This window comes from Halobacterium sp. KA-6, from assembly GCF_021029015.1.
GTDB lineage: Archaea > Halobacteriota > Halobacteria > Halobacteriales > Halobacteriaceae > Halobacterium.
The window spans coordinates 81,988-91,032 of record NZ_JAJJZH010000007.1; the positions used below are offsets into that span (position 1 = coordinate 81,988).

A 9,045-nucleotide genomic window follows, 5' to 3' on the forward strand; every position below is an offset into this window, starting at 1 on the left:
CAGGGGTCACCGAATTGCCGTCGTCTCCGACTGCTTCGCCATGTCCGCCCGGCACTCCGAACACCGGTAGCAGTCCTCGGACTCGCCACCACAACTGTCACAGCGGTACGTCGTCACGACGAACCACCCCGGTCTGCGGGAGTTCCCCGCGTCGTCGACGAGCTCAGCGATGTCCTCGCCGCAGCCATCACAGATCACGCAGTCCCCGACCTGCGACTCGTCAAGATCCTCCCGTGCCTCGTCATCGATGTCCACCGTGTACGCGCAGTCCGAGCAGTAAATCGCGGCCGGACTGGGAGAGTGGTCGATGACCGCCGGCGGGAGATCCTCGTCGGTCATGTCCGACGCACCTCCGCCGTCTCCCCACTGCCGACAGTGTAGATCTCGCCCGCCCGCTCAAGCGCGTCCAATTCCTCCTGGACAACCTCGAGTTGGACGTCTTCCTTGCGTGCGACCGTCCACGTGACGGCACGCCGGGAGAGCGACGGGCGGCGGTCGGCGAGTGCGAGCACGCTCGAGCGGACGTCGCGACGAGCAGCTGCGGTATGACTCACGACCCATCACCTCGACTTTCGGGAGCTCCCCCATCCTCGTCGTCGCCGAACCCAGGCATCCTCGACAGCGACCGATTCCGATACGACCCCCCGTCGGAGTACGCGCGCTCGTTCTCGGCAGGCATCTGCCGGCCACCCGGCGTCTCGATGTAGTCACCCATCGTCGACGCCGTCGGCCCGTCCAACAGCCCGGTCTCAGTCTCGTCACGGTACAGGAGAATCTCCTGGGTGAGCTCCAAGTCGACCTCCTCGAGCATCGCGATGTCCACGACCACCGCCGCGGGCGACGTCTCATCGTCTACTTCGATACCCGCGGACAAGCTCGCCGCCCGCATCAACGAGAGCGTGCTCGACCGGGAGACATCCCCGTCGAGCACTTGCTCCTGGACCGCAGGCGTCTGCACGCGCACCTGCCCAGACTCCCGCTCCGCAGCGGCACGCCCGACAGCAAGCTGGATGCGCCGGACGCGTTCCTCGCGGTCAAGGCGCTCGACCGGCTGGCGAACCACGCGCGGTTCGCCGCCGGTGAGGTCATCGGCGACCTCGTGAGGCACCCAGAGATGGTCGGCGTTCGGATGGCGTTCCATCCCAAGCCGGTCAACGACCCGCCCGCGGTACTTCTCAATCGAGGGGTCGCTAGAGACCTCGGCAACGCGCTCGATGGTGTCGACGAGCTCGTCGTCGGTGAACTGCTCGCCGAGCTCGTCGCAGATGGCGATGGTCTTCCGCTCCGCCAGCGACAGCCCCTCGGAGGAGTCTTCGGTGTCCTCGCCGTTGTCGGGCTGCAGGTCGCTGAGGAGGCGTTCGGCGTCGTCGAGGACGCGGTCGAGCTTCCGTTCGACTCGCTCCGAGCGGCCGCCGTCGCGGTACGTCCGGAGTGCGCGCGCGAACTCTACGCCGAACGGCTGGTCGCTGTCCTTCGCGACCTCGCGGAACTTCGCTTTGACCTCGCGCTCGATTTTGACGGTGACGCGAGTCTTGTCCGCGTCCGCCCAGTCCTCCAGCAGCCCCGAATTTTTTTCTTTGAAACCATCCTCGGGACGACGACCGGCGGCCGTGACGAGCTGGTCGACGCGCTCCTCGACGCTGGCGTACTCGTCAGTGTCGGCGTACTCCGCCATCGCCTGCTCCGCCTCATCGCCGAGATAGCCGTCGAGACTCCCGTTCTCTTCCTCGACGAAGCGGCAGAAGCGATCCCACTCCTCAGACGGGACGAGCCAGTCGAGAGGAGTGTGGTCATACATCGGCGACCACCCCACGAGCCTGCTCCCACCAAGATGGTGTGAGGCGGTGGTTGGAACCACCACCACTCACACCAACATGGTGGGAGACAGGGGTGGGGGTACGCGTACCCCCACCCCAGTACTTCGTACTGTTCAGACAGCACAGCACAGCCAGACCGCAACAGCAACCGCTCTCCGTGCTGTTCTCATTCTCGCCGTGGGGGAGAGGCAGCGCGGTGGGGTCGGCTTTCAAAGAAAAAATTTCTCGCGGAGAGTCGTGGTCGATGTCCTGCTCGTGGACGTCGTCGATCTCCGTCGCGATAGTCGTCGACGTCACGCCGACCACCCCGTGGCCGTGGAAATTACACCAGTATAGGGTTTAGATTCCTTCCCGAGGTCCTCGACGCGAGCCTTCCACTCCTGGAGTGCGGCTTCTCTCGCGACGATTCCGTGGACGCGCTTGTGGCAACGGGCACAGAGGCCGATGAGGTTCAGCGGGTGGCCGTTGAGCCAGTCACCGTCGATGTGGTGGACGTGGAACTCACCGTCGACGCCGCGGGCTTCGTAGCCGCAGCTCGGGCACGTGTAGGACTCGCGGTCGTACTCGGTCCAGAAGCGCTCCCGATGGCGGTCACGGACTCGGAGTTCGAGGCGGCGACGCGACGATAACGTCACGCCATCCCACCCCCATTATGTGTGCCCGAGCCAGCGAATGCTGGTGCCGCCGCTCGGGGCTTGAGGCGTGGGATTGTAAAGGAATTAGTTGAAGCCGGTAAAGGGATTTGAACCCTTGGCCTATTCCTTACGAAGGAATCGCTCTACCAGTCTGAGCTATACCGGCACGACCTGTGCACTTCTCCGTAACCGGATTCAAGAAATAAGCCTTGCGAATCACCGGCGCGTCAGCCGGGCATCCACGACGACGTTGAATTCATGGGGCGCGTACGAACGCACCGTGCGCTCGTCCTCGACTGTGACGTCATACGCAGGCTCGGCGGCATCGCGGATGGCGGACTCACAGGGCCCGAAGCGGTCGTCCTCGTGCTGGAAGTCATAGAAGTGAATCACGCAGTCGTCGCCGGCAAGCGCGACGGCGGTGTCGAGGAACTCGTCGGCGGTGTGGGGGAGGTTCATTACGATGCGGTCCGCCCAGTCCTCGTACTCGTCGGCGGTCTCGCGGACGTCTCCAGCGATGGCGGTCACGCGCTCGCTCACGTCGTTGCGCTCGGCGTTCCGTCGGAGGTACTCGATGGCGTCCTCGTTGATGTCCGTCGCGACTACCTCCGCGCCCTGCTTTGCCATCGGGACGGTGTACGGGCCGACACCCGCGAACATGTCAAAGGCGTGCTCGCCCGCCTGGACTTGCTCAACGACGCGGTGGCGCTCGGTCGCGAGCCGTGGCGAGAAGTACACCGTCGCGAGGTCGAGTTCGAACTCGCAGCCGTACTCCGTGTGCACCGTCTCGGTGCCGTCCCCGGCGACGACGTCCCAGTCGCGGACGCGCTCGGTGCCCTTCACCTTGGACGCGCGGTTGACAACTGTTTTCGCGCGGACGTCCGACTCCATCACCGCCTCGGCGATTTCGCGGGCGCGTTCGGGTGAATCCTCGTCAAGGATGACGACGTCGCCGAGTCGCTCGTACGTCGGTTCGAAGCCGAGCAATTCGGCGGGCGTCGTCGGCGTCTCGCGCTCGGGCGCGTCGAACTCCACGACCGTGAGATCCTCTGGAACTGCGTCTGGGTCGCTGACGGGGATGTAAAGGTCGCCGTCGCTGGCCGTGATGGCGTACTCGTCGACGAGGAGGTCTTCCTCGGCGAGCCGGCGGCGCGTGGCTTCGCCCTCGTCCGTGGAGACGCGGACGCACGGCACTGACATGCCCGGGAGTCAGGCGGGCGCGGCCTTACTCGTGTCGCTTGCGTCCCGAAACCCATAGGGCGGCGCGCGCGCTACCGTGGGTATGCTCACGTTCGTCGGGCTCGGCCTCTATGACGAGCGCTCGGTCACGGTCGCTGGCGCCGACGCCATCGCGGCCGCCGACCGCGCGTTTGCGGAGTTCTACACCAGCAAACTCGTCGGCGCGGACGTCGCTGACCTCGAATCCTACCACAACACCGACATCGAGGTGCGGGACCGCGCGGGCGTCGAACAGGACCCCGAGCCGATTCTTTCGGCCGCCGAATCCGGCGATTGTGTCTTCCTCACGGCCGGGGACACGATGATTTCCACGACGCACGTCGACCTCCGGCTGCGCACCGAGGAGCGCGGCATCGACACGCGCGTGATTCACGCCCCCACCGCGGAGTCCGCAGCGTCGAGTCTCACGGGCCTCCAGAACTACCGCTTCGGGAAGGCGACCACGCTTCCCTTCGAGTGGGCGCACGGCGCCGACGGCGTACCGAGTTCGGTCGTCGACACCATCGAGGCGAACCGCGAGCGCGGCCTCCACACGCTCTGTTATCTGGACATCAAGGTCGACCACCCGCGCGTCGAGGGCGACGAGTACATGACAGCGAGCCACGCCGCAGGCCTGCTCGCAGACAACTGGAATCCGGACGCGCTCGGCGTCGTCGTCGCCCGCGCCGGCGCCCCCGACGCAACCGTGCGCGCTGACCGCCTCGGCGCGCTCGCTGAGATGGACTTCGGCGAGCCCCTGCACCTGCTCGTGATTCCGGGCGACCTCCACCACGTCGAGACAGACGCGCTCGCTGGGCTCGCGGACGCGCCCGACGCCGTCCTCGACGAGTACCGAGAGTAACTGGCCGGCGGGCTAGTTACGCGAACATCGGGTCGTAGGTCTCGGGAAGCTGGGCCTGCATCCGGTCGAGTTCTTCCTCGCCGACGGCGTCCGCGAGCACGTCAGTGACCGCTTCCGCGTGCTCGATTGCGAGTTCGCGCGTGACGTTCTCCTGGTCGGCGACCTCGGCGACGAGTTCGTCGAAATCGTAGTCGAGCGCGCGTGCCGGCTCGTCGGGCACCAGCCACTCCGCGGCGTCCTCCGGGAGATACTCAGCAACGTCCTCGGCTTCGCCCTTCGAGAGGCGTTCCCCGAGCGTGGCGAGGACGACCTCGCTCGCGCGCCGGGCGTGCGCTCGTGAGAGGTCGCCGTGGTCGGCGACGGCCTCCACGAACGACTCGCTGCCCAGCGCCTCCCCAGGCTCGAACACCTCCTCGTACTCAGGTGGGAGCTGGGAGCGCGCGTCCTCCACTTCCTCAACCCCGACCGTCTCGGAGAGCGCCGCGACGACCGCCTGCGAGCGCGCTTCCGCCTCGTGCTCGGAGACGTCGAGGCGGTCGCCCACACGCGAGACGAACTCCTCGAACGCCGGTGGTTCCGCGCGGCCGCGTTCGGTCTCCCGGAGCACGCGCGCGTACGGCTCGGGCAGCGGCGCCGCGAGATCCGCCGCCTCGCCATGCGAGATACCCTCCGAGAGCGTCTTCAGGACGGCTTCCGCGGTGTCTTCGGCTTCCGGTGTCGATACATCCGCTCGCTCGGCGACGATATCGAGGAACCCAGTCATGAGGACTCGTGGCGCTCGTACACCACGGCAGACACGTCGACCAGCAGCCGCTTGAAGGAATTGGCCGATTCGCGCGCTAGGCCCGCTCGAAGAACGACTCGTAGGCGACAGGGAGTTGTTCGAGCGCGCGGTCGAGTTCCTCGTCGTCGGCGACCTCTGCGAGCCGACCAAGCACGACGTTGGCGTACTCGTGGGCGGTCGGGTTGTCGACGTCCGCGCGCTCGCCGACCCGCAGCACGAACTCGCTACGCGAGTAGTCTGTCGCTTCCGCCGGATCGTCGACGACAATGGCGTCCTCGACGTCCGCGGGGAGGTAGACCGCGAGGTCCTCGGTTTCGCCCTTCGGGAGGCGTTCCCCGAGCGCGCCCAGCACCGCTTCGCTGGCCTCTTGAGCTTCCTGATCCGAGTCGAGGTCAAGGCGGCGGCGCACGGTCTCGGCGAACGGCTCCCGGCGCACGGCGGGCGGCTCGAACAGTTCTTCGTACGCCGGCGGCAGTTGCGCGCGGGCGTTCCCCAATTCGTCGCCGACGGATTCAGCGATGGCGACGCCGACGGCCTGGGCCTTCTGTGGTGTGGTCGCTCGGTCGAGGTCCGCGCGTTCGGCGACGCGGTCGTAGAACTCGTCCAGCGGTGGGGATTCGGGCTCTTCGGCGTCCGCCGACGCGTCCAGTAGCGTCTCCGAGACGTCCTCGGGGAGGTGTTCGGCAAGGTCGACTGTCTCCCCACGAGAGAGGCTCTCTCCGAGCGTCTCGGCGACCGCGTCGACGGTCGCGTCGACCTCCGCGTCGGTGTCGAACGCGTCGTTCGTGCGGGCCAGCGAGTAGAAGCCTTCAGTGACCATGTGTGGCCCCCCGAGCGGAGACAGGTTGAATCCGACGGCCGAAGTCATGCCCGCTCGTCGCTCTCGAGGCCGTACTTCAAATCCAAGACGGGCTACCGTCGACCATGTCCACGCCAGAAACGTCGACCGTTCCCGTCGCTCGGTGCACGTCGAGCACGTCGCAGGTCGTCACGCAGACCGGGTTCGGGCGCGCCTGCGAGCGCGTCGTGAACACGCCCCGGTCGCCGTCGCGGACGCGGAGGACCGAGCGGTCGGCGTCGTCGGCCCACCACACGACGTTTATCGTGTGACCAGCGTCGAGGCCAGCCAGCCCTTCGCGGTACGGCTCGGCGACGTGGACGGTGCCGGTCGCGTCGTCAAGGAATCCCTGACGGGGCGCGTCGGCGGCTTCCGCGAACGGCGTCTCGACCCGACCGATGGGCGCACATTCCATGCTGGCGGCTTCCGCACGCGGCAAGAAAAACGGGCGGGCACAAACCCGCGGCGTGGGAACGTCAGTCCTCGCGGTCGACCGGCGACTCCGCGGGGTTCAGCACCTCGATTTCGTGGCCGTCGGGATCCTTCGTGAACGCATAGTTGTAGTCACAGGACTCGGGGTCGCGATAGTCCTCGGCCTCGCGCTCCATCAGCGTCTCCCAGTCCTCGACGAGGTCGTCCGTGCGAACCGCGAGGTGGCCCCAGGCGTCCCCGAAGTCGTACGTACGGCCGTCGTAGTTGTACGTGAGTTCGACCGCCATCGCCTCCTCGGCGCTCCCCTCGGGCTTCATGAAGTAGTTCGCGAACGTATCCGCCTCCCAGCGGCCCGTGTGCTCGTACTCGAACTTCCGCGTCCAGAACCCGAGCTGTTCGTCGGCGTCCTCGACGCGAATCATCGTGTGGTCAAGGCTCCACTTCGCACCGTGGTCGCGCTCGACGATTTCGACCTCGTGGCCGTCCGGGTCCTTGACGAAGGCGTACGACCCGCCGCAGGAGTCGGGGTCGCGGTAGTCCTCGACGCCCTCGTCCATGAGTTGCTCGTAGGCGTCGTAGACGTCCTCGACGCGCACGGCGATGTGGCCCCACGCATCGCCGACGTCGTACTCGTCGGTGTCGTGGTTGTACGTGAGTTCCAGGAGCGCGCCCTCCTCGTGGACGTTCTCGGGGCCGAGGTAGACGATGTCGAACGTGTCGGCCTCCCAGCGGCCGTATTCGACGTAGTCGAGGTTGGTCTTGTACCAGTCGAGGCTCGCGTCGAGGTCGCCGACGCGCATCATCACGTGGTCGAGTACGAACTCGCTCATGCCCGGGGATTGTCGGGCGCGTCGAAAAGCGTACCGAACGCGGAAACGTCCGCTCCCGTTCAGTCGCCGAGCAAGGCGTCACCGTACCCCACCCAGACGGCCGCCCACAGATAGAGCGCGCCGACCGGGAGAGCGAGAATCGTCGGCTGGCGGGACAACGAGAGCGCGAGCAAGCCGACGTCGACGCCCGCGAGGAAGAGCAAGCCAGCGGGGATGCGCGAGTCGAGCGAGGAGACGTAGTCGAAGAGTGCCGTGGCGAGCGCTGCCACGTACAGCAGTGTCGCCATCGGCCACGCGGTCAGGCGCGGTGGGACGCTTCCGACGCGGGAGACGTACGTCGGGAGTGAGGTGAACGAGACGGGGTCGAGGTGGAGGAAGCCGAAGGAGAAGACCGGATACCAGCCGCCGTCGAACGTGACAATCACCCACGGGAGCACACCCGCGAGCACGACCATTGCGAGGCGTCGCTGGGGACTGGCCACGCTACCGCCGCGCGATGACGCGCAGAACGTCTTCGTCTTCGAGCACGTGGTCGCGGCCGACCTGTTGGTCGTCGTGTTGCGCGGACGGCCCCGAGACGCGCGCGAACCGGAAGCGCTCGTCGAGCGTGCCGCCGAGCTTCTGGAGGGCGTCGTCGACGGTGTCGCCTCGTCGGATGACCAGCGGTTCCTCGTAGTCGACGCCGCGGCCGGGCTTGTCCATGTAGATGCGGATGAGTCCGAGTTCCTCCCACATCTTCTCTTTGAGAGCGTCCAGGCCCTTCTCCTCCACCGCGGAGATGAAGATGGCTTCCTCGGGGTCGATGTCGTGTTCGCGGAGATTGGCCTTCATCGTCTCCGCGTACGAGGGCTCAATGAGGTCAACCTTGTTGACGGCGACCAGCGACGGCATATAGACGCGGTTGTTCATCACGCCGTCGATGAGTTTGTCCACGGAGGGGTTCCCGCGGATGGTGACGTCGGCGTTGATGAATCCGCGCTCGCGGAGAATCTCCTTGACCGTATCGTGGTCGAGTTCGAGGTCGCCAGACGTGTTGACGTCGATGCCGTCCTTGCCCTTCCGGCGCACCGTCACCGATGGGGGCTCTTCGTCGACGCGGATGTTGACGTTGTAGAGTTCCTGGTAGAGTCGCTCGTACTGCTCGATTTCGAACGCAGACAGCATGAAGATGACGAGGTCTGCGGCCCGAATGACCGACAGGATCTCTTTCCCGCCGCCGCGGCCGCCGGCCGCACCCTCGATGAGCCCTGGCACGTCCAGGAGTTGGATGTTTGCGCCGCGGTACTCCAGCATCCCGGGGTTGACGTCGAGCGTCGTGAACTCGTAGGAGCCGACCTCGCTGTCGGCGTTCGTCATTGCGTTGATAAGCGAGGACTTGCCGACCGAGGGGAACCCGACGAGCGCGACTGTCGCATCACCGTGCTGTTCGACGGCGTAGCCGCCACCGCCGCTGCCGCCGGACTGCTGTTTCTCCAGTTTCTCCTTCTTCTCGGCGAGCTTCGCCTTCAGGCGGCCGATGTGCGCCTCTGTGGACTTGTTGTACGGCGTCTCCGAGATTTCTTCTTCGAGCTGTTCGATTTCCTCCTCCAGACCCATTACTCTGCAGTAGGCTACTGCCGCCGAAAAGCG

At 66.3% G+C, this 9,045-nt stretch carries 11 protein-coding genes, 1 tRNA gene and 1 pseudogene; 1 reads left to right on the forward strand and 12 read right to left on the reverse strand.

Annotation, left to right across the window (positions count from 1 at the left end; all coding sequences use genetic code 11):
* Positions 1–6 precede the first annotated feature (6 nt).
* The 6 genes from LPA46_RS13940 to LPA46_RS13965 all read right to left on the reverse strand — a co-directional run bounded on the left by LPA46_RS13940 (position 7) and on the right by LPA46_RS13965 (position 3,652).
* Positions 7–339 (reverse strand): hypothetical protein, encoded by a 333-nt coding sequence (locus tag LPA46_RS13940; protein ID WP_230893003.1) that lies wholly within the window; start codon positions 337–339, stop codon positions 7–9.
* Complete coding sequence (locus tag LPA46_RS13945; protein WP_230893004.1) at positions 336–554, reverse strand: hypothetical protein; 219 nt, start codon at positions 552–554, stop codon at positions 336–338. Before LPA46_RS13945 ends, LPA46_RS13940 begins: the two co-directional genes overlap by 4 nt.
* Positions 551–1,798 carry a hypothetical protein gene (locus LPA46_RS13950; RefSeq protein WP_230893005.1) on the reverse strand — a complete coding sequence of 416 codons (1,248 nt, stop codon included), beginning with the start codon at positions 1,796–1,798 and terminating at the stop codon, positions 551–553. Before LPA46_RS13950 ends, LPA46_RS13945 begins: the two co-directional genes overlap by 4 nt.
* A 312-nt stretch (positions 1,799–2,110) precedes the next feature.
* Positions 2,111–2,452, reverse strand: a complete 342-nt coding sequence (locus LPA46_RS13955) for an HNH endonuclease signature motif containing protein (RefSeq protein ID WP_230893006.1) — start codon at positions 2,450–2,452, stop codon at positions 2,111–2,113.
* 92 nt (positions 2,453–2,544) lie between these two features.
* Positions 2,545–2,618 (reverse strand) — tRNA-Thr (locus LPA46_RS13960).
* Positions 2,619–2,668: 50 nt separating this feature from the next.
* Positions 2,669–3,652, reverse strand: a complete 984-nt coding sequence (locus LPA46_RS13965; protein WP_230893007.1) for a class I SAM-dependent methyltransferase — start codon at positions 3,650–3,652, stop codon at positions 2,669–2,671.
* Between the two features lie 82 nt (positions 3,653–3,734).
* On the opposite strand from LPA46_RS13965, the gene dph5 reads away from it, so the two are divergent.
* Positions 3,735–4,532, forward strand: coding sequence for a diphthine synthase (dph5, locus tag LPA46_RS13970; RefSeq protein ID WP_230893008.1), 798 nt, complete (start codon positions 3,735–3,737; stop codon positions 4,530–4,532).
* 16 nt (positions 4,533–4,548) lie between these two features.
* Here the strand turns inward: dph5 and LPA46_RS13975 are convergent, their stop codons facing one another.
* The 6 genes and pseudogenes from LPA46_RS13975 to LPA46_RS14000 all read right to left on the reverse strand — a co-directional run bounded on the left by LPA46_RS13975 (position 4,549) and on the right by LPA46_RS14000 (position 9,012).
* Positions 4,549–5,295 carry a DUF2267 domain-containing protein gene (locus LPA46_RS13975; protein ID WP_230888705.1) on the reverse strand — a complete coding sequence of 249 codons (747 nt, stop codon included), beginning with the start codon at positions 5,293–5,295 and terminating at the stop codon, positions 4,549–4,551.
* A 76-nt stretch (positions 5,296–5,371) separates the two neighbouring features.
* Entirely contained in the window at positions 5,372–6,184 is an 813-nt protein-coding gene (locus tag LPA46_RS13980; protein ID WP_230893009.1) for a DUF2267 domain-containing protein, read from the reverse strand.
* Positions 6,181–6,569, reverse strand: a pseudogene (gene tsaA, locus LPA46_RS13985) (tRNA (N6-threonylcarbamoyladenosine(37)-N6)-methyltransferase TrmO). Before tsaA ends, LPA46_RS13980 begins: the two are co-directional and overlap by 4 nt.
* Before the next feature lie 61 nt (positions 6,570–6,630).
* Positions 6,631–7,416: a VOC family protein gene (locus LPA46_RS13990; RefSeq protein ID WP_230893010.1), complete on the reverse strand. Its 786-nt coding sequence runs from the start codon at positions 7,414–7,416 to the stop codon at positions 6,631–6,633.
* 59 nt (positions 7,417–7,475) lie between these two features.
* Positions 7,476–7,871, reverse strand: a complete 396-nt coding sequence (locus tag LPA46_RS13995; protein ID WP_230893011.1) for a TIGR04206 family protein — start codon at positions 7,869–7,871, stop codon at positions 7,476–7,478.
* Between the two features lie 28 nt (positions 7,872–7,899).
* Entirely contained in the window at positions 7,900–9,012 is a 1,113-nt protein-coding gene (locus LPA46_RS14000) for an OBG GTPase family GTP-binding protein (protein WP_230893012.1), read from the reverse strand.
* Positions 9,013–9,045: the final 33 nt, after the last annotated feature.

Bases quoted from the DNA above. Each gene is read 5' to 3' on its own strand.
- LPA46_RS13940 (WP_230893003.1), bottom strand. From the start codon at position 339: ATGACCGACGAGGATCTCCCGCCGGCGGTCATCGACCACTCTCCCAGT.
- LPA46_RS13950 (WP_230893005.1), bottom strand. From the start codon at position 1,798: ATGTATGACCACACTCCTCTCGACTGGCTCGTCCCGTCTGAGGAGTGG.
- LPA46_RS13965 (WP_230893007.1), bottom strand. From the start codon at position 3,652: ATGTCAGTGCCGTGCGTCCGCGTCTCCACGGACGAGGGCGAAGCCACG.
- dph5 (WP_230893008.1), top strand. From the start codon at position 3,735: ATGCTCACGTTCGTCGGGCTCGGCCTCTATGACGAGCGCTCGGTCACG.
- LPA46_RS13975 (WP_230888705.1), bottom strand. From the start codon at position 5,295: ATGACTGGGTTCCTCGATATCGTCGCCGAGCGAGCGGATGTATCGACA.
- LPA46_RS13980 (WP_230893009.1), bottom strand. From the start codon at position 6,184: ATGACTTCGGCCGTCGGATTCAACCTGTCTCCGCTCGGGGGGCCACAC.
- LPA46_RS13990 (WP_230893010.1), bottom strand. From the start codon at position 7,416: ATGAGCGAGTTCGTACTCGACCACGTGATGATGCGCGTCGGCGACCTC.
- LPA46_RS13995 (WP_230893011.1), bottom strand. From the start codon at position 7,871: ATGGTCGTGCTCGCGGGTGTGCTCCCGTGGGTGATTGTCACGTTCGAC.
- LPA46_RS14000 (WP_230893012.1), bottom strand. From the start codon at position 9,012: ATGGGTCTGGAGGAGGAAATCGAACAGCTCGAAGAAGAAATCTCGGAG.